The 23414-nt window shown below is 65.9% G+C and carries 22 protein-coding genes; 20 read left to right on the top strand and 2 right to left on the bottom strand.

Annotated elements, in window-relative coordinates:
* Window positions 1-99: 99 nt before the first annotated feature.
* The 20 genes from mutS (at window position 100) to trmB (ending at window position 21650) form a co-directional block, all read left to right on the top strand.
* The gene (gene mutS, locus ACN0TK_RS08880) at window positions 100-2778 is read left to right on the top strand and encodes a DNA mismatch repair protein MutS (protein ID WP_417309118.1); all 2679 of its coding nucleotides are present in this window, start codon (window positions 100-102) and stop codon (window positions 2776-2778) included.
* Complete coding sequence (locus ACN0TK_RS08885; RefSeq protein WP_417309119.1) at window positions 2765-5572, top strand: [protein-PII] uridylyltransferase; 2808 nt, start codon at window positions 2765-2767, stop codon at window positions 5570-5572. Before mutS ends, ACN0TK_RS08885 begins: the two co-directional genes overlap by 14 nt.
* Before the next feature lie 72 nt (window positions 5573-5644).
* A complete protein-coding gene (murJ, locus tag ACN0TK_RS08890) occupies window positions 5645-7207 on the top strand; it encodes a murein biosynthesis integral membrane protein MurJ (RefSeq protein ID WP_417309120.1) in 1563 nt (520 codons plus the stop codon).
* Between the two features lie 127 nt (window positions 7208-7334).
* Window positions 7335-7868 carry a hypothetical protein gene (locus tag ACN0TK_RS08895; RefSeq protein ID WP_417309121.1) on the top strand — a complete coding sequence of 178 codons (534 nt, stop codon included), beginning with the start codon at window positions 7335-7337 and terminating at the stop codon, window positions 7866-7868.
* A 112-nt stretch (window positions 7869-7980) separates the two neighbouring features.
* Entirely contained in the window at window positions 7981-9018 is a 1038-nt protein-coding gene (trpS, locus tag ACN0TK_RS08900) for a tryptophan--tRNA ligase (protein ID WP_417309122.1), read from the top strand.
* Window positions 9019-9090: 72 nt separating this feature from the next.
* On the top strand, window positions 9091-9564 hold the full coding sequence (locus tag ACN0TK_RS08905) for a universal stress protein (RefSeq protein WP_417309123.1): 474 nt from the start codon (window positions 9091-9093) through the stop codon (window positions 9562-9564).
* Between the two features lie 73 nt (window positions 9565-9637).
* Window positions 9638-10198 (top strand): NifU family protein, encoded by a 561-nt coding sequence (locus ACN0TK_RS08910; RefSeq protein WP_417309124.1) that lies wholly within the window; start codon window positions 9638-9640, stop codon window positions 10196-10198.
* A gap of 399 nt (window positions 10199-10597) precedes the next feature.
* A complete protein-coding gene (gene tsaB, locus ACN0TK_RS08915; protein WP_417309125.1) occupies window positions 10598-11194 on the top strand; it encodes a tRNA (adenosine(37)-N6)-threonylcarbamoyltransferase complex dimerization subunit type 1 TsaB in 597 nt (198 codons plus the stop codon).
* Complete coding sequence (gene rimI / locus ACN0TK_RS08920) at window positions 11191-11676, top strand: ribosomal protein S18-alanine N-acetyltransferase (RefSeq protein ID WP_417309126.1); 486 nt, start codon at window positions 11191-11193, stop codon at window positions 11674-11676. The genes tsaB and rimI overlap by 4 nt, the downstream gene beginning before the upstream one ends.
* Before the next feature lie 28 nt (window positions 11677-11704).
* Entirely contained in the window at window positions 11705-12142 is a 438-nt protein-coding gene (locus tag ACN0TK_RS08925; RefSeq protein WP_417309127.1) for a Fur family transcriptional regulator, read from the top strand.
* The gene (locus ACN0TK_RS08930; protein WP_417309128.1) at window positions 12139-12948 is read left to right on the top strand and encodes a lysophospholipid acyltransferase family protein; all 810 of its coding nucleotides are present in this window, start codon (window positions 12139-12141) and stop codon (window positions 12946-12948) included. The genes ACN0TK_RS08925 and ACN0TK_RS08930 overlap by 4 nt, the downstream gene beginning before the upstream one ends.
* Before the next feature lie 123 nt (window positions 12949-13071).
* Window positions 13072-14490 (top strand): tRNA (N6-isopentenyl adenosine(37)-C2)-methylthiotransferase MiaB, encoded by a 1419-nt coding sequence (gene miaB, locus ACN0TK_RS08935; RefSeq protein ID WP_417309129.1) that lies wholly within the window; start codon window positions 13072-13074, stop codon window positions 14488-14490.
* A gap of 28 nt (window positions 14491-14518) precedes the next feature.
* Window positions 14519-15553 carry a PhoH family protein gene (locus tag ACN0TK_RS08940; protein WP_417309130.1) on the top strand — a complete coding sequence of 345 codons (1035 nt, stop codon included), beginning with the start codon at window positions 14519-14521 and terminating at the stop codon, window positions 15551-15553.
* A gap of 2 nt (window positions 15554-15555) precedes the next feature.
* On the top strand, window positions 15556-16026 hold the full coding sequence (gene ybeY, locus ACN0TK_RS08945; protein ID WP_417309131.1) for an rRNA maturation RNase YbeY: 471 nt from the start codon (window positions 15556-15558) through the stop codon (window positions 16024-16026).
* 180 nt (window positions 16027-16206) lie between these two features.
* On the top strand, window positions 16207-17172 hold the full coding sequence (locus ACN0TK_RS08950) for a hemolysin family protein (protein ID WP_417309132.1): 966 nt from the start codon (window positions 16207-16209) through the stop codon (window positions 17170-17172).
* 106 nt (window positions 17173-17278) lie between these two features.
* Window positions 17279-18892 (top strand): apolipoprotein N-acyltransferase, encoded by a 1614-nt coding sequence (gene lnt, locus ACN0TK_RS08955; RefSeq protein WP_417309133.1) that lies wholly within the window; start codon window positions 17279-17281, stop codon window positions 18890-18892.
* 130 nt (window positions 18893-19022) lie between these two features.
* Complete coding sequence (gene metK / locus ACN0TK_RS08960; RefSeq protein WP_417309134.1) at window positions 19023-20288, top strand: methionine adenosyltransferase; 1266 nt, start codon at window positions 19023-19025, stop codon at window positions 20286-20288.
* A gap of 79 nt (window positions 20289-20367) precedes the next feature.
* A complete protein-coding gene (locus ACN0TK_RS08965; RefSeq protein WP_417309135.1) occupies window positions 20368-20607 on the top strand; it encodes a DUF433 domain-containing protein in 240 nt (79 codons plus the stop codon).
* Complete coding sequence (locus ACN0TK_RS08970; protein ID WP_417309136.1) at window positions 20607-20936, top strand: DUF5615 family PIN-like protein; 330 nt, start codon at window positions 20607-20609, stop codon at window positions 20934-20936. Before ACN0TK_RS08965 ends, ACN0TK_RS08970 begins: the two co-directional genes overlap by 1 nt.
* Window positions 20937-20948: 12 nt before the next feature.
* Window positions 20949-21650 carry a tRNA (guanosine(46)-N7)-methyltransferase TrmB gene (gene trmB / locus ACN0TK_RS08975; protein ID WP_417309137.1) on the top strand — a complete coding sequence of 234 codons (702 nt, stop codon included), beginning with the start codon at window positions 20949-20951 and terminating at the stop codon, window positions 21648-21650.
* Window positions 21651-21729: 79 nt separating this feature from the next.
* Here trmB and recF read toward each other — a convergent pair whose 3' ends face one another.
* Window positions 21730-22842 carry a DNA replication/repair protein RecF gene (gene recF, locus ACN0TK_RS08980; RefSeq protein WP_417309192.1) on the bottom strand — a complete coding sequence of 371 codons (1113 nt, stop codon included), beginning with the start codon at window positions 22840-22842 and terminating at the stop codon, window positions 21730-21732.
* The gene (locus tag ACN0TK_RS08985; protein WP_417309138.1) at window positions 22842-23396 is read right to left on the bottom strand and encodes a HEAT repeat domain-containing protein; all 555 of its coding nucleotides are present in this window, start codon (window positions 23394-23396) and stop codon (window positions 22842-22844) included. The genes recF and ACN0TK_RS08985 overlap by 1 nt, the downstream gene beginning before the upstream one ends.
* Window positions 23397-23414 lie beyond the last annotated feature (18 nt).

Here is a 23414-nt window from a genome sequence, read left to right on the forward strand (position 1 = left end):
ACGGCCTGTTGCCGCAGCGCGCCATTCTCTGGCCCCTGTTGGCAACGTCGAACAAACCCCATAGGGTTGCGCCAACCTCCTCTCCCCAGCCCAGACATCATGCACGAAGCGTCCGACACCGCCCAGCGCTCAGCCGATGCCGCGCCCGTAACCCCCATGATGGCCCAGTTTCTGGAGCTCAAGGCCCTGAATCCGGGCTTTCTGCTGTTCTATCGCATGGGCGATTTTTACGAGATGTTCTTCGACGACGCCGAAATCGCCGCCCAGGCGCTCGGCATCGTGCTCACCAAGCGCGGCAAGCATCAGGGCCAGGATATCCCCATGTGCGGCGTGCCCATCCACGCCGCCCAGGATTACCTCAAAAAGCTCATCGGCCTCGGCCATCGCGTCGCCATCTGCGAGCAGATCGAAGATCCGGCCGAGGCGAAAAAGCGCGGCGGCAAATCCCCGGTCAAGCGCGATGTGGTGCGCCTCGTCACCCGCGGCACCATCACCGAGGATGATCTGCTGCCCGCCCGCGGCGCCAATCATCTGGCGTCCCTCGCCATGCTGCGCCATGGCGAAACTGATTTCGCCCTCGCCTGGGCCGATGTCTCGACCGGCGAAACCGCCGTCATCGATCTGCCCACCGACGCGCTCGCCGACGAACTGGCCCGCGTCGCCCCCGCAGAACTCCTGCTCACCGATACGACGCGCGAGGCCCTTGCGGCCGCCCATATCCCGCTGCCCGATGCGGCGCTGGTCCTGCTGCCGCCGACCGCCTTCGACAGCGCCGCGGCGCCTAGCCAGATCGCCGCCGGTTTCCCCGATGGTTCGGTCGATCCCACCGCCTACACCCGGGCCGGCCGCGCCGCGCTCGGTGCGCTGTGCGATTATGTGCGCGAAAGCCAGAAGGGCGTGCCGCTGGCGCTGCGCCCGCCGCGGGCCGAACAGCTCGCGACCCACATGGCAATCGACCCAACGACGCGCGCCTCGCTCGAACTGCTGGTCACCCAGCGCGGCGAGGAGAAGGGCGCCCTGCGCGCCGAAATCGATCGCTGCGTCACCCCCGCCGGGTCCCGGCTGCTCGCCCGGCGTCTCGCGGCGCCGCTCTGCCAGCCCGCCGCCATCGAAGCGCGGCTCGATGCCGTCACCGCCTTTGTCGATGATCCGATGACAGCGACCCGCCTGCGCCAGGATCTCAAGGCCGTCCCCGATCTCACCCGCGCCCTGACCCGGCTCGTTCTCGAACGCGGCGGCCCGCGCGATCTGCGCGCCATCGGCCAGGCCGCATCCGGCGCCATTGCCATCGCGGCCCGCCTCGACGCCATGGCCGAACTGCCCGCCGAGCTCAAATCCATCGCCGCCCGGCTCGCCGATGCCCCGGCCGAACTCGCCGCCGATCTCGGGGCGGCGATTTCCGATGAGGCGCCGCTCCTCGCCCGCGACGGTGGCTTTGTCGCCAGAACCTACGATCCGGCTCTCGACGAGGATCGCGCGCTGGCCACCGAGACCCGGGGCGTCGTCGCGGCGCTCCAGTCGCGGCTCATCGAAGAGACCGACGTCAAGGCGCTTAAGATCCGCCACAACGGCGTGCTCGGCTACTTCGTCGAAGTCCCTGCCGCCCATGGTCCGCGCCTGATGGAGGCGCCGCATCGCGAAACCTTCATCCACCGCCAGACCATGGCCAATGCCATGCGCTTCACCACGGCCGAACTGGCCGAGCTCGAAGGCCGCATTGCCCGGGCTCATGAATCGGCGGTTGCCCGCGAACTGGCGATCTTCGAGCGCCTCGCCGCCGCCACCCGGGCCGAGGCCACCCGCCTGCGCGCCGTGGCCGATGCGCTGGCCGAGCTCGATCTCGCCGTCGCCCTCGCCGAACTGGCGACCACCCGCAATTTCTGCCGCCCGCGCATCGATGACAGCCTCGCCTTCGAAATCGTCGGCGGCCGCCACCCGGTGGTCGAATCCCACGTCCGCAATGCCGGCGGCACTTTCGTCGAAAACGCCTGTGATCTCTCGGGCGGTGCGCTGTGGCTGGTCACCGGGCCCAACATGGGCGGCAAGTCGACCTTCCTCCGCCAGAACGCGCTCATCGCCATCCTGGCGCAGATGGGCAGCTACGTGCCCGCCACCAGCGCCCATATCGGCACGGTCGATCGCGTCTTTTCCCGCGTCGGCGCCTCCGACGATATCGGCGGTGGCCGCTCCACCTTCATGGTTGAGATGGTCGAAACCGCCGCTATTCTGAACCGCGCCACCAAATCCTCGCTCGTCGTCCTCGACGAAATCGGCCGCGGCACCGCCACCTTCGATGGCCTGTCCATCGCCTGGGCCGCCGCCGAGGCCCTGCACGACGAAACCTGCTGCCGCGCGCTCTTCGCCACGCATTTCCACGAAATGACCGCGCTGGCCAAAACCCTGCCGCGCGTTTCCAACGTCACCATGAAGGTGCGCGAATGGGAGGGCGAGGTGGTGTTTCTGCACGAGGTCGTGGCCGGCGCTGCCGATCGCAGCTATGGCATTCAGGTCGCCCGTCTCGCCGGTCTGCCCGATCGGGTGCTGGCCCGCGCCCGACAGGTGCTCGACCTGCTCGAGCAGCGCTCTTCCGGCAGCAAACCCGTCGTGTTAGACGATCTGCCTCTTTTCGCCCACCAGCCGCCGCCCTCCCGCGCGTCTCAGCAGCCCGTTAATCCTCTGCATGACATGCTCGATGGGGTCCGCCCTGATGAACTCACCCCGCGCCAGGCGATCGATCTGGTCTACGAGCTGAAGAAACTGCGTGATGCAAGTCGCTGAACCCGAAACCCGCACGCGAAAACCCGGCTTTCGCCTGACCGAGGCAGAGACCATCTATGCCGAGATCATGCGTCGGCTGGGCGAGGCCGACACGGCCGCCAATTCGGCACCCGGCCGCATGCTGTTTCTCGAATATCTGCGCGAAGTGCTGGCCGATGCGCGCAAGCAGGCCGAGGCCGAACTGCTGGTCTCGGGCAAGGGCACCCGCTGCGCCATGAACCTGGCCGCCGCCGAGGACGAAATCATCCGTGCCGTGCACCAGTTCGCCGTGCGCGAGGTCTACCCGGTCGACAATCCCTCGGGCGGCGAACTCATTTCCGTCGCCGCCGTCGGCGGCTATGGCCGCGGCACGCTGGCCCCCGGCTCCGATATCGATCTGCTCTTCATCCTGCCCTACAAGCAGACCCCCTGGGGCGAGCAGATCACCGAATACATCCTCTACATGCTGTGGGATCTCGGCCAGAAGGTCGGCCACGCCGTGCGCTCGGTGGATGATTGCATCCGCATGGCCCGCTCCGACATGACCGTGCGCACCGCCACGCTGGAATCGCGTTATGTCGTCGGCGACGAGGGCCTGTTCAGCGAAATGGTCACCCGTTTCGAAAACGACATTATGGCCCGCACCGGCCCCGAATTCATCGCTGCCAAGATGGCCGAGCGCGATGAGCGGCATCGCCAGATGGGCAATACCCGTTACGTCGTCGAGCCCAACGTCAAGGACGGCAAGGGTGGGCTGCGCGACCTGCACACCCTGTTCTGGATCGGCAAGTACTTCTATCGGGTCAAGACCAGTGCCGAGCTGGTCGGCAAGGGCGTCCTCAGCGCCTCCGAGTATCGCCTGTTCCAGCGGGCCGAGGATTTCCTCTGGGCCATCCGCTGCAACCTGCATTTCCTCACCGGCCGCGCCGACGAAAAACTCACCTTCGACGTCCAGCCCGATCTCGCCCAGCGCCTCGGCTTTGCCGATCGCGCCGGCATGCTGGCGGTCGAGCGGCTGATGAAGCGCTATTTCCTCGTCGCCAAGGACGTGGGCGATCTCACCCGCATCTTCTGCACCAGCCTCGAATTCCACCACGCCAAGCCGCTCGATGTCGTCGGCCGCGTGCTGGCGCCCTTCCGCCGTGGCCGCGTTGCCATCCGCAACGAAACCGATTTCGTCATCGATTCCGGCCGTCTCAACATCGCCGGCCCCGAGGTGTTCGAGCGCGACCCGCGCAATCTCATCAAGGCTTTCCTGCTCGCCGGACAGCTCGATCTGCACTTCCACCCCGATGCCATCAAGGCGGTGCGGCGCTCCTTCCGGCTCATCAGTCCGGAATTGCGCAACGACAGGCAGGCCAACGCCTGGTTCCTCGAAATTCTCACCGCACCGCGCTACGTCGAGCGCATCCTGCGCCAGATGAACGAGTCCGGCGTGCTCGGGCGCTTCGTGCCGGAATTCGGCAAGATCGTCGCGCTGATGCAGTTCAACATGTACCACCACTATACGGTGGACGAGCACCTGATCCGCTCGCTCGGCGTCATGGCGCAGATCGCCAATGGCGGCCTCCGCCAGGAACTGCCGCTGACCCACGAACTGCTGCCGCACCTGTCCGATACGCGCCTGCTTTACGTCGCGCTCTTTTTGCACGACATCGCCAAGGGCCGCCCCGAGGATCATTCGATCGCCGGCGCCCGTGTCGCCCGCAAGTTCTGCCCGCGCCTCGGCCTCGATGAAGCCGAAACCGACACCGTCGCCTGGCTCGTCGAATATCACCTGCTGATGAGCGAGGTCGCCCAGTCCCGCGACATCCAGGACCCCGAAACCTCCCGCGCCTTTGCCGACATCGTCCAATCGCCCCAGCGCCTCGCGCTGCTGATGATTCTCACCGCCTGCGACATCCGTGCCGTCGGTCCGGGGGTCTGGACCGGCTGGAAGGGTTCGCTGCTGCGCGCCCTTTATTACGCCACCGAGCCGCTGCTCTCGGGCGGGCATTCGCAGGTCACCCAGGGGGCCCGCGTCGAGGATGCGCAGTCGGTCCTGCGCCAGGGCCTTACCGATTGGTCGGCCGAAGAGGTCGACGCCTATTTCGCCCGCCACTACGAACACTACTGGCTGCGCGCCGAACCCGAACTGCAGATCGAGCACGCGAAGATGATCCGTGCCGCCGATCGCGCGGAAGAGGTCTTTGCCGGCTCGATGCGCATCCAGGGCTTCGAGGGCATCACCGAGGTCAGCTTCTATACGCCCGACCATCCCCGCCTGCTCTCGCTCATCGCCGGCGCCTGCACCATGTGCGACGCCTCGATCATCGGCGCGCAGATCTTTTCCACCCGCGACGGCTATGCCCTCGATACCTTCCGGCTGCGCCGCTCCTTCCAGTCCGACGAGGATGAAAAGGTCCGCGCCACTCGCATCATCGAGACGGTCAAGCAATTGCTGCAGGGCAAGCGCCAGGTCCTCATCGACCTCGGCAAGGTCTCTCGCCAGAACAAGCGGCTGAAGCCCTTCCGCCTGCCGGCCCAGGTCTCGGTTTCCAACGCCATCTCGGAAAAATTCACCGTCATCGAGGTGATGGGTCTCGATCGCACCGGCCTCTTGCACCAGCTCACCCGGCAGATCTCCGATCTCAACCTCACCATCGGTTCGGCCCATATCGGCACCTATGGCGAAAAGGCCGTCGACGTCTTCTACGTCACCGATCTCACCGGGCTGAAGATCGACTCCAAGCCGCGGCAGAAGAAGATCCGCGACGCGCTGCTGGCGATCTTCACCAACCGCGCCGCCGAAGAAAAGAAGGCGTCGGGTGGCTGACGCAGACCGTGGCTTCGGCATGATCGTGACCCTCACGACGGCGCAAGCGCGCCCTGGCGTGGCGAGACACCCATGAGCCTTTATCGCAACTTCCTCTCGGTCGGCGGGCTGACCCTGCTCAGCCGCGTCTTCGGCTTCGTCCGCGACGCGCTGCTGGCCGCCGTGCTCGGTGCCGGTCCGGCCGCTGACGCCTTCTACGCGGCGTTCCGCTTCCCCAACCTGTTCCGGCGCCTCTTCGCCGAAGGGGCCTTCAACACCGCCTTCGTTCCGATGTTCTCCGGCGCCCTGGCCCAGCGCGGCAATGCGGCTGCCGTCGATCTCGCCTCGCGCATCATGGCGTGGCTGGTTGCCGTCCTCGTCGTCGTCACCATCCTCGCCGAAATCTTCATGCCCTGGGTACTCACCCCCTTCGTGCCGGGCTTTCTCGATGATCCCGAAAAGTTCGAACTCACCGTCCTGCTGACGCGGATCCTCTTTCCCTATCTCGCCTGCATGTCGCTCATGGCGGCCTATGGCGCCATTCTGAACTCGCTCAACCGCTTCTTTGCCGCCGCCTTCGCGCCGGTCATTCTCAACCTCGTCACCATCGCCGTCCTGGTGCCGCTCGCGACCATCTGGGTGCAGCAGCCCACCGAGGCGACGGTCTGGGTGGCCATCGCCACCGTCATCGCCGGCGTTGCCCAACTGGGGTCGGTCTGGTGGGCCGTACGCCGCAGCGAGGTCGTGCCGCGCTTCCAGCTGCCCAGGCTCGATCCCGAGGTGAAGCGCTTCTGGCTGCTCGCCTTGCCGGCGGTCATTTCCGGCGGCGTCGTCCAGATCAACATCTTCATCGGCACCATCATCGCCTCGGGCGCCGCCAGCGCCATTTCCTACCTCTATTATGCCGATCGGCTCTATCAGCTGCCGCTCGGCATCATCGGCATCGCCATCGGCACCGTGCTGCTGCCGGTGCTCTCGGGCCATCTGAAATCCGGCCGCGACACCGAAGCGCGCGACACGCAGGATCAGTCGCTGCTCATCGCCATGCTGCTCTCGCTGCCAGCCGCGACAGCGCTCGCCGCCCTCGCCGAGCCCATCGTGCGCGTGCTGTTCGAGCGCGGTGAGTTCGGACCCATCGCCACCACGCAGACCGCCGCAACATTGTTCGCCTTCGCCATCGGCCTGCCGGCCTTTGTGCTGGTCCGCGTGCTGCAGCCGGGCTTTTTCGCCCGCGAGGACACCGTCACCCCCACCGTCTTTGCCGGCATATCGGTGGCCATCAACATCATCCTGTCGCTGCTGCTGTTCCCCGCGCTCGAGCATGTTGGCATCGCCATTGCCACCACCGTCTCGGCCTGGGCCAATGCGGCGCTCCTTGCCGGGCGTCTGGCCCAGCTGGGGCACTATACGCCCTCGCGCGCGGTGATCCTCCGCCACGCCGCCATTCTCGGCATCGCGCTCGGCATGGCGGCACTGCTCCGCGCCCTCTACTGGCCGCTGCAGGGCGTCTTCGCGCCGGGTGGCAATATCCTCGCCCAGGCTGGGGCGCTCGCGGCGCTCTGCATCATCGGCGCCGGCGCCTATTTCCTCGCCATCCACCTCACCGGCGTTCAGCCGCTCGGATTGCTGCTGCGCCGCCTGCGCCGGCGCGGCTGATCCGCCACGCCGCCGTTGATCACGAAACGTCGGCATCGCGGCCAAATGCTGCGGCGGGGGTCGCCTTGGCTCCCCGGCTTGGATACCCTCGGTCTCACGCACCCCAAATCCACCACGAGGCCGTCCGATGATCCGCCCAGCTCTGCTGACCCTGTCCGTGCTGCTCGCGCCCACCGCGGCCCACGCGGCTGACGAACTCACCACTGCCGATCATCTTGCGGCCATGACCCTCGGCGTCGCCGATGGCGCCACGGTCATGGTGCTCGGGTCCGAGGCCGCAACTGTCGAACGCACCGCACCGGGCATCTACGGCGGCGTAGTGCAGACCGATGGCACTGCCTATGACCTCACTTTCGTCGAAACTGACCCCTGCGTGTTCCAGGCCACCTTTGCCTGGCAGGGCGAGGCCTTCTCCATTCAGTTTCACCCGCACAACATGCAGTCTGTGGACTTTGTCAGCCCGCAGTCGGCCGCCGAGTTCACCCGCTACCGGGTGCAGCTGACGGGCGCGCCGGCCATGGTCCTGTCGCAGGAGGACGGCGAGTGGGTCGATGCCGGCGACACCTCCCCCATCGGCACGACACTCACCCTTGAGCAGCTCGAAGCTGCAGCGCAAAAAGTGCTCGAAGCCTGTCCCTATAGCGCCGAAACCGAGAGCTGATCCGCCGGCCCCCGACGCATCGCGATACCTGTGCCACGGGGCAGGGCCTTGCCCCCATGGGTGTGGAAGCGGTAAAGCCACCTCCGCATTCAACTTCGCTCGGGACAGCCCCATGCCATTCACGCCGCGCGTCTTCTCCGGCATCAAGCCGTCAGGTGATCTGCATCTGGGCAATTACCTCGGTGCCATCCGGCGCTTCGTGCCGCTGCAGGAAACCCATGAGACGATCTATTGCGTCGTCGACATGCACGCCATCACCGTGTGGCAGGACCCCGAGGATCTGCGGCGCTGGACCTACGAGATCGCCGCCGCCTACATCGCGTCCGGGCTCGATCCGAAAAAGTCGATCATCTTCAACCAGTCTCAGGTCGTCGAACACGCCGAGCTGAGCTGGATCTTCAACTGCGTCGCGCGCATGGGCTGGATGTCGCGCATGACCCAGTTCAAGGACAAGGCGGGTGAGAATTCCGAGAACGTCTCGCTGGGCCTGTTCGCCTATCCCTCGCTGATGGCCGCCGATATCCTGCTCTACAAGTCCACCGGCGTGCCGGTGGGCGATGATCAGCGCCAGCATCTCGAACTGACCCGCGACATCGCCAAAAAGTTCAACCACGACTTCAAAAAGCAGATCGCGGGCAACGGCTTCGACGCCGACGAAGGCTTCTTCCCGATTACCGAAACGCTGTCCACCGGCCCCGCCATGCGCGTCATGAGCCTGCGCGATGGCACCAAGAAGATGTCGAAGTCCGACGCCTCCGACATGTCGACCATCTATATGATGGACGAGGCCGATCTGATCACCAAGAAGATCAAGAAGGCCACCACCGACCCCGAGCCGCTGCCCTCCGAGGCCAAAGGGCTCGAAACCCGCCCCGAGGCGCAGAACCTCGTCGCCATCTTCGCCGCGCTCTCCGACCGTTCGGTCGATGACGTTTTGAGCGAATATGGCGGGCAGGGCTGGGGCAAGTTCAAGCCGGCGCTGGCCGAACTTGCCGTCTCCGTGCTCTCCCCCGTCGCCACCGAAATGCGGCGTCTGGTGGATGACCGCGGCGAAATGGACCGCATCCTTGCTGACGGGGCCGATCGCGCCCGCGCCATTGCGCAGCCCGTCATGGAGGATGTCCGACGGATCGTAGGCTTCGTCCGCTGACTGGACGCCCGATCCTCTATCTGGGACAATGCCGCCTTCTGCCAAAGGGGGAGCGGCGCCTTGGCTGAGACCATGACAGACCACAAACACAAGTTCCTTGTCGTCATCGACGACACCAAGGAGTGTGACCGCGCGGTCACCTTCGCCGCCCACCGCGTCAAGCGCACCGGCGGATCGATCGTCCTGTTCTCGGTCATCGAGACCCAGGACTTCACCCAGTTCATCGGCGTGGAGGATGCCCTGCGCGCCGAAGCCCGCGACACCGCCGAGCAACTGCTGGATGCGCGCCGGGCGCGCATTTCGCGGGTCGGCGATATCCGCATGGAAACGGTGATACGCGAGGGCGCCTGGCAGACCGAGATCGAGCGGCTGATCGCCGAGGATCCTGGCATCGGCATCATGGTACTGGCCGCCTCTACATCCAAGGATGGGCCCGGTCCGCTGGTCACCGCTTTCGCCGCCCGTTCCGGCGCCGCGGCCCTGCCGGTCATCGTCACCATCATCCCCGGCACCATGACCGACGAGCAGATCATCGCGGTGACCTGATTTCGCGCAGGCCCTTGCGTTTGCAGTGTCAGAACTCTATTTTAGAACCGTTCTAACACGAGATTTGTCCGCGATGTTTATCCAGACCGAAGCCACGCCCAATCCCGCGACGCTGAAATTCCTGCCGGGCCGCGACGTGCTGCCGGGCGAGCCGCGCGACTTCCGCACGGCCGAGGTGGCGCAGGTCTCGCCGCTGGCGAGCGCCCTTTTTGCCGTGCCCGGCGTCCAGGGTGTCTTCCTGGGGTCCGATTTCATCTCGGTCACCAAGGACACGGCCGAGTGGAATCACATCAAGCCGGCCATCCTCGGCGTCATCATGGAGCATTTCCTCTCCGGCAAGCCGGTCATTGCGACCGGTGAGGAAGTCGATACCGACGTCAGCGAAGAGTTCTTCGAGACGGAGGACACCGAAACCGTCGAGGTGATCAAGGAGCTGCTGGCGACGCGCGTGCGCCCGGCCGTCGCCATGGATGGCGGCGACATCATCTTCAAGGGCTTCAAGTCCGGCACGGTCTTCCTCCACATGCAGGGCGCCTGCTCGGGCTGCCCCTCCTCGACCGCCACGCTCAAGTCCGGCATCGAGAACCTCCTCCGCCACTTCGTCCCCGGCGTCGAGGCCGTCCAGCAGGTCTGATCGACCGGCACAGAGTTTCCAAAGGCCCGGCCCACCGCCGGGCCTTTCTTGCTTTCGTGCCCAACTTTGCAGTCAGGATCCTCCCAAGTTTACGGGGGAGGGGGATCAGCGAAGCGGGTGGAGGGGGCGCTCAACGCGCTGAACGCGCGCCCACACCGCGCCACTCGACTCTAAGTCGTCATGCCCGGGCGCAGACCCGGGCACCCAAACGATGCCCGCCTCGTCCTTCGACCTGCTCAGGATGAGGCTGTTCTAGATCCGCGCCGAGCTTGAGCCACAAGCAGCCCTCATGGTGAGCCTGTCGAACCACGAGGGCGTGGCAAATGAGATGGACCTCAACGGCGTCCACCCCCAACCTCCCCACGTGACTTTCCCACCGGCGCGCACTATCTGTCGGCTATGTCCGAAACCCTCCTCGCCATCGATACCGCCGCCCCGCGCCTGCAGCTCGCGCTGCTGGTGGGCGCGCGCGTCGACACGCTGGTCGAGGACATGCCCAAGGGCCAGGCCGAGCGCCTGTTTCCGGCAATCGACGAGCTGCTCGCCCGCAACGATCTCGCCTATGCCGATCTGACCCGGCTGGCCGTCACCACCGGTCCCGGCTCCTTCACCGGCCTGCGCATCGGTCTCAGTGCCGCCCGCGGTCTGGCGCTGGCGCTCGACATCCCGGTCCTCGGCATTCCCTCGCTGCTCGCCCTGTCGCTCGCCACCACTGGCGCGACTGCCGCGCTCATCGATGCGCGTCGCGGCGAAGCCTATACCCAGCAGTTTTCCGCCCCCGGCGAGCCGAGCTCCGCCGCCGCCGTCCTGCCGATGGACGATGCCGCCGCCGCCATCCCTGCCGGCGCGACAATCCTCTCCGATCCCTTCATCGATATCGCCGCGCTCGCCTGCTTTGCCGCCGGCGCCGATCCGGCCCGCTTTCCGCCCGAGCCCGATTACGTCCGCGGCGCCGACGCCAAACCGCAGGAAAAGTTCAGGGTGGCCCGCCAGTGAGCATCGACAAGCTCTGGTCCGCCCCCGGCAATCTCCACATCGAGCCGGCGGAGTTCGCCGATGCCGATGAGATGGCGCGCCTGCACGCCCAGGGCTTTTATCGCGGCTGGCCGCGCGAGGATTTCGCCACCTATATCGCCGGCAAGGACACTCCGGTCTATGTCGCCTGCGACGCCAAGCGGAACATCGCCGGCTTCGCCATGATCCGGCTCGCCGCCGACGAGGCCGAGCTGATCACCATTTCCGTCGATACCCGCCGCCGCAGCAAGGGCGTCGGCCGCGCGCTGCTGCAGGCCATATTCGACGATCTGCGCATGACCCCTGCCAAGCGCATGTTCCTCGAGGTCGCGGCCGACAATCCCGCCGCGCTCAGGCTCTATGAAAACCTCGGCTTCGAGCGCATCGCCGAACGCACCGGCTATTACGAACGGGCCGATGGCGCGCCCGCCACCGCTATTGTCATGGCGCGCGATCTTGTCTAACCCAAACGATGAACCTCAGGGGGCGGCCATGAACAAAGCCGGCATCCAGACGCTCGAAGAGCAGTGCGCCAGCAAGGGCATGCGCATGACCGAGCAGCGGCGCACCATCGCCCAGGTCATCGAGCAGGCCGTCGATCATCCCGATGTCGAAGAGCTCTATCGCCGCGCCAGCGCCATCGATTCCCGCATCTCGCTGTCCACCGTCTATCGCACGCTGAACCTGTTCGAGGAATCGGGCCTCGTCACCAAGCATGATTTCAAGGATGGCCGCGCCCGGTTCGAGCTGATCCCCGACGAGCACCACGATCACCTGATCGATATCCGCTCCGGCCGCGTCATCGAGTTTCGGAACGAGGAGATCGAGGCGATCCAGGAAGTCATCGCCAAGCGCCTCGGCTACAAGCTGGTCGACCACCGGCTCGAACTCTACGCGGTGCCCATGGCGCCCCGGGAAAAAGACCAATGATCCTGCGTTCGCTGTTTTTCATCTTCATCTTCGTGCCGGTCATGATCGTCGGCATCCCGATCCAGTGGGTCATCACCCGGCTCGGGCTCTACTGGAATTTCCTGCCCTTCGTCTTCCACACCCTGGGTCGCATCTTTCTGGGCATGAAGGTCAAGGTCATCGGCACCCCGTCCACCGGCAAGCCGACGCTCATCGTTTCCAACCACATCTCCTGGACCGACATCATCGCCATCGGCTCGCAGGCCGATGTTACCTTCGTCGCCAAGTCCGAGATCCGGAACTGGTTCTTCGTCGGCTTCATGGGCTCGCTGCAGCGCACGCTCTATGTCGATCGCAAGCGCCGGTCCGACGCGGCGCGCGCCAGCAAGGAAATGGGCCAGCGCATGGCCTCGGGCGGCGCCGTGGTGCTGTTTGCCGAAGGCCAGTCCGATCTCGGCACCCACGTCCTGCCCTTCCGCTCGGCGCTCATCGGCGCGGCACAACATGCCATGCTCGAGGCCGGCGCCGGCGAGGTTATGATCCAGCCGCTCACCATTGCCTACACCAGGCTGCAGGGCCTGCCGGTCGGCCGGACCGATCGCAGCTTCATCGCCTGGATCAAGTCCAAGTCGATCAAGCAGAACATCGTCGAAATCCTCACTGGCGGCACCCGCGAGGTCACACTGGCCTTCGGCACTCCGCGCCCGCTCGGCGCCGGCGCCAACCGCAAGACCGTGGCCAAGGACGCCGAAAACGAAGTCCGGCGCATGCTCGTCGCCCTCAACCGCGGCACCCCGCTGCCCGAAGCCGCCGCCCCCGCTAGCTAGCGCCCTGCTCACCTCGCCCGTCGGGGCAGAGGTCGGCACACTGCGCCGGGTGAGCGGGCCTAGCCCTCGGCCACGATTACGCCGCCTTTGCACTCCCGCGCGCTTCGGTGTATTTGCCGCTGCATGACCGACACCCTCGCGCACGCGCCCAAAAAACTGTTCATCAAGACCTACGGGTGCCAGATGAACGTCTACGACAGCGACCGCATGGCCGATGCGCTGGCGCCGCACGGCTACGAGCCGGTGCAGGCAATGGAAGACGCCGATCTCGTTGTCCTCAACACCTGCCACATCCGCGAAAAGGCCTCCGAAAAGGTCTTCTCCGAGCTCGGCCGCCTGCGCGAGCTGCGCGACACCCGCCGCGCCGAGGGCAACGATCTGATGATCGGCGTCGCCGGCTGCGTCGCCCAGGCCGAAGGCGACGAGATCGTCCGCCGCGCGCCCGCTGTCGACCTGGTCTTCGGCCCGCAATCCTATCACCGGCTGCCCGAACTCATTGCCCGCGCCCATAATGGCGCCCGCGTCGTCGACACCGACTTTCCCGAAGAGGACAAGTTCGCTCACCTGCCGGCGGCCAGGCGCGAGGTCACCCTCAAGCGCGGTCTCACCGCCTTCCTCACCGTGCAGGAAGGCTGCGACAAGTTCTGTTCCTTCTGCGTCGTGCCCTATACCCGCGGCGCCGAAACCAGCCGCCCGCTCGAACAGGTGCTCTCCGAGGCCCGCAATCTCGCCGCCGCCGGCGTGCGCGAACTCACCCTGCTCGGCCAGAACGTCAACGCCTATCACGGGCTCGACGCCACCGGCCGCAGCGTCGGACTGGGCGAGCTCTGCTATCGCCTCGCCGAGATCGAGGGCATTGCCCGCATCCGCTACACCACCTCGCACCCGCTCGACATGACCGACGAGCTGATCGCCGCCCATCGCGATCTTGATGCGCTGATGCCCTATCTGCACCTGCCGGTGCAGTCGGGGTCCGATCGCATCCTCAAGGCCATGAACCGCCGCCATACGGCCGAGCAATATCTCGAGGTCATCTCGCGCATCCGTGCCGCCCGGCCCGATATCGCGCTCTCGGGCGATTTCATCGTCGGCTTCCCCGGGGAAACCGAAGAGGATTTCGAGCAGACGCTGGAGATCGCCCGGGCGACCGGCTACGCCTCGGCCTTCACCTTCAAATATTCCATCCGCCCCGGCACGCCCGGCGCCACCATGGACAATCAGGTCGACGAGACGGTCAAGATGGAGCGCCTTGCGCGCCTCAACGCCCAGATCGTCAGCCAGACCCGCGCCTTCGCCGAAACCTGCGTCGGCCGCGTCCTGCCGGTGCTGATCGACAAGCCCGGCCGCATGCCCGGCCAGATTGGCGGCCGCTCGCCCTATCTGCAGGCCGTGCACATGGACGGCCCCGAAAGGCTGATCGGCCAGATCATTCCGGTTGAGATCGTCTCGGCAGGAAATAATTCACTCGCTGGCAAGATTGTCACAGCCAGTGAACCGAATTCTGCTAGCGTAGTTGAGTCAGATCACGTGGCTGCCCAATAGGGGGCGGCCGGAAAGGGAGCCCACCGGCTTGAGCAGGCATTTGTCCCCGAACCCCGACAGCGCCAATTCGTCCCAGCTGGAACTCGCCTTTGAAGATAATCGGCTCGCCGCCCAACTGTTCGGCGAGTTCGACCAGCACCTCGCCCTGATCGAACAGCGGCTCGAGGTCGAGGCCACCCCGCGCGGCAATCATCTCATGCTCTCCGGTGCCCCCAGCGCTATCGATCAGGCGCGTCGCGTGCTGGAGTCGCTTTACGCCCAGCTCGAAGAGGGTCAGGCGCTGGAGATCGCCACGGTCGATGCGGTCATCCGCATGATCCAAACCGAGGACAGCCAGCTCGTCCTGCCCACGCTGGAGAAGAAGGGCCGCGTGCGCATGGCGCAGATCGCGACGCGCAAAGCCACCATCGTCGCCCGCACCCCGGCGCAGGACGCCTATATGCGCGCCATGGACCGCTCCGAGCTGATCTTCGGCGTCGGCCCGGCCGGTACCGGCAAGACCTATCTCGCCGTCGCCCATGCCGCGAGCCTGCTCGAACGCGGCGACATCAATCGCATCATCCTCTCCCGCCCGGCCGTCGAGGCCGGCGAGCGCCTTGGCTTCTTGCCCGGCGATCTCAAGGAAAAGGTCGATCCCTATCTGCGCCCGCTCTACGACGCGCTCTACGACATGATGCGCCCCGAACACGTCGAGCGTTGGATCACCTCCGGCATCATCGAAGTGGCGCCGCTGGCCTTCATGCGCGGCCGTACCCTCTCCAATGCCGTCGTCATCCTCGACGAAGCGCAGAACACCACCTCGATGCAGATGAAGATGTTCCTGACCCGTCTGGGCGAGAACTCGAAGATGATCGTCACCGGCGATCCCTCCCAGGTCGATCTGCCGCGCGGCGAACGCTCCGGCCTCATCGAAGCTGTCGATCTTCTCGACGGCATCGAGGGCGTGCACGTCACCCGCTTTTCCGACAAGGACGTCGTGCGTCATGCGCTGGTCGGCCGCATCGTGCGCGCCTACGAGGCCGATACCGCCCGCCGCCTCAGCGAAAACGCCTCCAGGGGCTGAGCATGCAGCCGCTGTCGATTGTCGTGGCCGTCGAGGCCGATGGCTGGCCCGAAGGGCTCGAGCAGATCACCGAGATCGCCATCGGCGAAGCCCTGTCGCAATCGTCGGCCAAGCTCGCCGGCGTCGCTGAGCTGTCGGTCGTTCTGGCCGATGATGCCACCCAGCGCGAACTCAACAAGCAGTGGCGTGGCCAGGACAAATCCACCAACGTCCTCAGCTTCCCCCAGCTCGAACACTTCTCGCCGGTCTCCGGCTTGATCGGCGACATCATCCTTGCCCGTGAAACGCTGGAGCGCGAGGCGGCCGATCTGCAGGTCTCCTTCACTGACCATTACACCCATCTGGTCGTGCACGGATTTCTGCATTTGCTGGGCTACGACCACGAAACCGAGGAGGAGGCCCTTGTGATGGAGGGGCTCGAGACCCAGATCCTCGCAACGCTCGGCATTGCCGATCCCTATGCCGACAGTTAGACTGACCCCTTTCAACAACCGATGGACTGGCCGCACAGGCCGCACCCAATGAACGACCCTGACAGTTCGACCAATACCCCGAAGCCTTCCGCCAACGGGAAAAGCCCGGCGGAGCCTCCCTCTAGTCCCGCCCCCGCCACGCAGCGGGGGCCGACCCTGTGGACCTGGCTGAGCGGCCTCATGGCGCTGCGCACGGCCTCGCTCCGCGACGATCTCGAAGTTGCCCTAGAGAACGAGGACAAGGGCGAGACCAGCGATTTCACGCAATCCGAACGCACCATCCTGAAAAACGTGCTCGATCTCGCCGACAAGCGGGTCGAGGATGTCATGGTGCCGCGTGCCGACATCGAAGCGATCGACGCCACCGATACGCTGGCCGAAATGGTCAGCCGCTTCCGCCATGTCGGCCATTCGCGCATGCCGGTCTATATCGATAGCCTCGACAACATCACCGGCTTCATCCACGTCAAGGATACGCTGCGCCGCATCACCGAGCAGGTGCACGACCCCGACGCCGCGCTGCCGGTCAAGATGGTCTCCAGCGCCCTGCGCCAGAAGATCGAGAAGCTCGATCTCGTGCGTCAGGTGCTCTTCGTGCCGCCGCTGATGCCGGTGGGCGATCTGCTCACCCAGATGCAGCTCAAGCGCGTCCACATGGCCATCGTCATCGACGAATATGGCGGCACCGACGGTCTCGTGACCATCGAGGATCTGCTCGAGGCCGTCGTGGGCGAGATCGAGGACGAGTACGACGACGACATCGCTCTGGTCCGCAAGATCAATTCCAACACCTTCATTGCCTCGGCGCGTGCCGAGCTCGAAGAGGTGCAGGAGGTCATCGGCACTGATTTCGATGCTAGCGCCTACGCCGACGAAGTCGATACCATCGGCGGGCTGGTCTTCGATCTGGCCGGTCACGTGCCGACCAAGGGTGAGCTCGTCCGCGGCATCGCCGGTTTCGAGTTCGAGATCCTGCAATCGGACAGCCGCCAGGTGAAGCGGGTCAAGATCCGCCGCCAGCGGGCCCGGTCGGCCAAGCCGGCGCCGCGCGTCCCCGTGTCCGATGGCAAGGTGGCCAAAGGCACATCGGGTCCGGTCAACAAGGTCGATCAACCGCCCGCGCCCGGCCGCGAGGCAGCCGAATAAACTGTTCGGCGGGGCGCGTCCCCGCCGCATCTTGACCGGCCACGCCCCGCTGGCGACTGTCCGACATGCCCGATGATTCGCGTCCCACGTTTGTGTCTCGCAAGCCATGACCTGGCTCGCCGAAACCATCATGCTGTCGCATGGCTGGCGCCGCTGGCTCATTCTCATCGTCGCAGGCGCCATTGCCGCGGCTTCCGTGCCGCCCTTTTTCATCCTGCCGGCGCTCTTCGTCGCGCTGCCCATCTGGGTCTGGGCGCTCGATGGCGCCGAGAGCCGGCGCGGCTGGCGCCGTCTCTTCGGGCCCGCCTTCCGCATCGGCTTTGCCTTCGGGCTGGGCTATTTTTCCGTCGCCTTGCACTGGCTCGGCGCCGCCTTCCTGCAGGAGGGCGGCATCTACCTCGTCGGCATGCCGCTCGCCATCCTTGCGCTCGCGGCCATTCTCTCGGTCTTCTGGGGTCTCGGCAGCGCATTGGCGCATATGATGTGGTCGGGCGGGGCGCTGCGCATCTTCGCCTTCGCTTCCATGCTGTCGCTGGCCGAATATGCGCGCGGGCACCTGTTCTCCGGTTTTCCCTTCGATCTTCTGGGCTATGCGCTCACCGCCAATGACGAAATGGCCCAGCTCGCCTCGGTCGTTGGCACCTATGGCCTCACCTTCCTCGCGGCGCTTCTTGGCGCCACGCTGGCGCTGGTCTGGCCCGCCGATCAGCGTTCGCTCACCCGCCGGCTGATCCCGGCCTTTCTCGCCATAGCGGCCATCGCGGCCCAGGTCGGCTATGGCAGCATCCGCCTTTCGACCACCGAGCTCACCCCGCGCGACGACATGCGCGTGCGCATGGTGCAGCCGATGATCCTCGAACACGCGGGCTGGGATGTTGCCGATCCCGATACGCTTGTCACCCGTCTGATCCAGCTCTCCGAAACCCGCCTGACGCCAGACGATCCGGGACTCGACGCCGTCACGCATCTCGTCTGGCCCGAGTCGGTCTTTCCCTTCTTTCTCAACCGCTACCCCCAGGGGCTGGCGCTTTTCGCCCGCATGCTGCCCGACACCACCTTGCTGCTCACGGGCGCCCCCCGCGAGGCGCTGGCCGACGATGGCACCCCCATCCCGGACAATCCGGGCTATAATTCCATCCTCGCCATCGACACCAATGGCGAAACCATCGCCAGCTACGACAAGTCCCATCTCGTCCCCTTTGGCGAATATCTGCCGCTGCAGAGCTTCTGGCGCCTGTTCGGCATCAATCAGTTCGTTCCCGGCACCAATGGCTGGGCCGCCGGCAACGGCGACCGGCTGATGCGCCCCGGCATCGGCCCGGCCTTCCTCGCGCTGGTTTGCTACGAGGCCGTGTTCCCCGGCGATATCGGCGATCCTGCGGAAGCCCAGTTCATCCTCAACATCACCAATGATGCCTGGTTCGAAGGCTCCATCGGCCCCGCCCAGCATGCGCACCATGCGCGCATGCGTGCCGTCGAGACCGGCCTGCCGCTCCTGCGCGCCGCCAACTCCGGCGTCACCCTGGCCACCGACCCGCTCGGTCGCGTCACCGACCAGATCGCCGAATCGGTCACTGCGGTGCTCGATGTCGTCCCCGATCAGCCGCTCCCCGGTCGCACGCTCTTCGCCGCTTGGGGTGATCTGCCCTTCTGGCTGGCACTGCTGGTGTCCGCCGGACTCGGCCTTTTCGGCGCCCGTCCGCCCCGCCGTATCGGATGATCGCGTAGATGCCGGCGTAGGGGATATAAAGCTTCCTTTATATTCGCCTTGACCCACGGCCCGGCGGGTGGCAGAAACCGCGCAACGTCGCGTTTTTGCGCGTTTTCAGGCCAATTTTGGGGGGTTCACCTTGCCGCGGTCATCCTACCTGTTCACGTCCGAGTCCGTTTCCGAAGGTCACCCCGACAAGGTGTGTGACCGGATTTCCGACGAAATCGTCGATCTGGTGTTCCGCGAGGCCAAGAAGGCCGGCATGGATCCCGCGCAGGTGCGGACCGCCTGCGAGACCCTCGCCACCACCAACCGGGTGGTGATCGCCGGCGAGGTCCGCGTGCCGGATTCGCTGCTGAAAAAGGATAAGGACGGCACCATCCTGAAGGATGCGTCGGGCGCCCCGCGGGTCAATCCGACCAAGTTCAAGTCCGCCGCCCGCAAGGCCATTCGTGCGATCGGCTACGAGCAGGACGGCTTCCACTGGAAGACCTGCAAGATCGATGTGCTGCTGCACGGCCAGTCCGCCGATATCGCCCAGGGCGTTGACGAGTCCGGCAACAAGGATGTCGGAGCCGGCGATCAGGGCATCATGTTCGGCTATGCCAGCCGCGAAACGCCCGAGCTGCTGCCCGCGCCGATCTACTACGCCCACAAGATCCTCGAATCGCTCACCGCCGCCCGCAAGGCCGGCGAAGGCGATGCTGCCAAGCTCGGCCCGGACGCCAAGACCCAGGTCACCGTGCGCTATGAGGACGGCAAGCCCGTCGCTGTTACTCAGATCGTTCTGTCCACCCAGCACGTCGATCCGTCGCTGAGTTCCGAGGATGTGCGCCGCATCGTCGAGCCCTACATTCTCGCCGCTCTGCCCGAGGGTTGGGTTTCGTCGGAAACCGTCTGGCACATCAACCCGACCGGCAAGTTCGTTGTCGGCGGGCCCGATGGCGATGCCGGCCTCACCGGCCGCAAGATCATTGTCGACACCTATGGCGGCGCGGCCCCGCATGGCGGTGGTGCCTTTTCCGGCAAGGATCCCACCAAGGTCGACCGCTCGGCGGCCTATGCCGCGCGCTATCTCGCCAAGAATGTCGTTGCCGCCGGCCTTGCCGAGCGCGCCACCATCCAGCTCAGCTACGCCATCGGCGTCGCCACGCCGCTGTCGATCTATGTCGATCTGCATGGCACCGGCAAGGTCGAGGAAGCGGTGCTCGAAAAGGTGCTGGGCGATGTCTTCGATCTCAGCCCCCGCGGCATCCGCACCCATCTCGATCTGAACAAGGCCATCTACGCGAAAACCTCGGCCTATGGGCACTTCGGCCGCAAGGCCGGTCGCGATGGCTCCTTCAGCTGGGAAAAGACCGACCTCGTTCCGGCCCTGAAAGCCGCCGTCAAGGCAGCCGCCTGACAGCAAGACGCCGGCGGTTTGCCGCCGGCGAGCGGCGCAGCTATAATCCGGGGACGTCAATGCCCCCGGAGGCGTCGCGATGACCGACGATGACCTGCTCCTGCTGCAACGGATCGTCTCCACCCCCGGTGTGCTGGGCGGCAAGCCGCGGATCGATGGGACCCGGGTTGGCGTAGCCCATATTCTGGAAGCCCTGGCCGCCGGTGACACCGCGGAGGAAATCGTCAGGGACTTCCCCTGGCTGTCACATGACGATATCCGGGCCGCTCTCCTCTATGGTGCCTATCAGGCTCAGAATCCCACGCAAGCTGCGGAGTAATGCGCTTCCTGCTCGATGCGCAGCTGTCGCCCCGCCTGGTGCGGCAATTCGAGCAGGCAGGCCACGACGCCTCACATGTCTTCGACCATCTGGACCCCGCGGCAGGCGACGAAGCGGTCGCCATCCTGGCCAATCAGCTGTCTGCCTCTGTTGTCAGCAAGGATGCCGATTTCGCCGAATTGGCACACCGCGGCATCACCCAGCAGACCTTCGTTTGGGTGCGCGCCCCCAACATGTCGAACGATCTGCTATGGGCAAGGGTAGACCTTGCCATGCCTCGCATAGTATCGGCGGTGCGCGCGAAGGCGCGTATCGTCGAAGTGTTTTAGCCAAGGCCGAGTGTGACCAAACCTCATCCCCTGAATGCCACGGGCGAGCCGCGCGCCTTTTTCGGACGCCGCTCGGGCAAGCGCCTGCACGCCGGGCAGGACCAGCTGTTCCGCGATCTGCTGCCGCAGATCGAGATCACGCTCGATGAAGCCCCGCTCGATCCCAAAATCCTGTTCCCCGACGCCAGCCAGCATATCGTCGAGATCGGCTATGGCGGCGGCGAGCATCTGGCGCTCGAAGCGTCCCGCGCGCCGCAGACCGGTTTCATCGGCTGCGAGGTGTTTTCCGGCGGCATCGCCAAGATGGTGCAGCAGGTCGACGAGCAGGGGCTCGACAACGTCCGGCTCTTCACCGATGACGCGCTGAAACTCCTGGTCAAACTGCCCGACGCCTCGCTCGACGGCGCCTATCTGCTCTATCCCGATCCCTGGCCGAAGACCCGTCACCACAAGCGCCGCTTCGTCTCGCCGCTCACCCTCGCCGAGCTGGCGCGCACGCTGAAACCCGGCGCCTGGTTCCGCTTTGCCACCGATATCGAGGATTACGCCAACTGGACCCTGGCCCACATCCTGCGCGCCCCCGCCTTCCGCTTCGCCCCCGCGCCAGGCAGCTGGCACACGCCCTATGACGGCTGGCAGGCGACGCGCTACGAACAGAAAGCCCGCCGCGAAGGCCGCGACATCAGCTTCTACTTCGAGTTCACCCGCCTCTGAGCTGGAAGCTGCGCCGCTCCACCTCTCCTTTGGCGGAGAGGTCGGCGCGTAGCGCCGGGCGAGGGGGCCTAAACCATCCTCACTCCAGCCGTCCCTCCCGCACCGTCACCCGCTGCGCATCGTCGCCCAGCGCCTCGAACAGCATCGGGTCGGTGCCAGTCATGAAACACTGCGTCCCCAGCCCGTCCAGCGCCGCAAACAGCGCCGCGCGGCGGTTGGGGTCGAGATGCGCCGCCACCTCGTCCAGCAACAGGAAAGGCGCCATTCCTGCTGACCGCTTCACCAGTCGCGCATGCGCGAGAATCAGCCCGATGAGCAGCGCTTTCTGTTCCCCGGTCGAACCCAGCGCCGCCGGCATGTCCTTTTGCGCATGCCGCACATCGAGATCGACCCGGTGCGGCCCGACCAGCGTCCGCCCTGCAGCTCGATCCTGCGCCCGTCCGGCCCGCCAGCGCGCCTTGAGTTCGGTCTCCAGCGCCACCGAACTCTGGGGCTCCTCCCCGTCGGCGAAGAGCGGCGACAGCGCCAGCTCCGCCTTGGGGAAAGTCTCTTCGTCGAGGCTCGCGGAAATCAGCCCCTGCAACTCGCCGAGGCTGTCGGTTCGGTTGAGATGCACCCCTGCCGCCGCCGCCGCCATCTGCGCCTCCACCGCTTCGATCCAGCCCGCCTCACGGTCCTCGTCCAGCAGCCGGTTGCGCTGCCGCATGGCCTTTTCGAAGTCGCTCACCTGCGCCGAATGCGAGGGGATCAGCGTCGTCACCAGCCGGTCGAGAAACCGCCGCCGCTCGCTCGCCGGCCCGGTGAACAGCCCATCCATCGCCGGCGTCAGCCACAGCACGCGCAAATAGGCGCTCATTTCCTCGATCGTCCGGGCATTCGCACCATTGATCCGCACGCGCCGACCGCCCTCCGGACCCCCGGCACCGGTGCCGATATCGGTCGGCCCCTCGGCGGCCTCCACCGTCGTCGCCACCGCCCACATCCCGTCCGAGCCCTGCGCCGCGACATCGTCGAAACTTGCGCCGCGCAACCCCCGGCCCGGCGACAGCAGCGACACCGCTTCCAGCAGATTGGTCTTGCCGGCCCCGTTCGGCCCCACCAGCACCAGATGCCGCCCGTCGAGATCGAGGGCGGCCGAGGCATAATTGCGGAAATGGCTGAGTCGCAGCCGGGACAGGAAGCGGGACGGAATCATGAGTCTGAAAGACTGGAGAGTGCGCCTTCGGCGGCGCCGCGCACGTGGCCGTCAGCGTCCCGGGTCAAAGAGTCGATCTCCGCCAATTTGCTTCGGCCGTCAAACCGCACCGCCAGTTCGCAGGCAAATCGGCGGTGTCGCGGCATGCTGTCGATGTGGAATGCATCGAAGACGTCACTCCAGGTGTCTTGCCCAGCCAGTGCCCTCAGGCACCAGCCGGCCGCGGCGCGAACATCTCGGTTCGGGTCGCGTCTGAACATGTTGAGAACCGGCTCGACGTCGCCCTCTATCCCGATGCTCGTCAGCGCGCGCAAGCATGCTGCGCGGGTCAGGGGATCGGCATCCTTGAGGCGGCTTGCAATCCGCTCGTGCGCCTCGGCCAGTTTCCACCTGCCTGAGATCTCCATCGCCGTCCGCGCGACATAGCCGGAGCTGTCCGACAATGCCGACAGCACGACCTGCGTCAGTTTTGCATCCTGAGGCAACTTGCCGATGGCTTCGATAGCCGTGCGTCGCTTGAACGGGTCGCTGTCTGTCGTGGTGGCGAGCAAGACGGCATGGTCTGCCGC

This window comes from Devosia sp., from assembly GCF_048261455.1.
Lineage (GTDB): Bacteria > Pseudomonadota > Alphaproteobacteria > Rhizobiales > Devosiaceae > Devosia_A.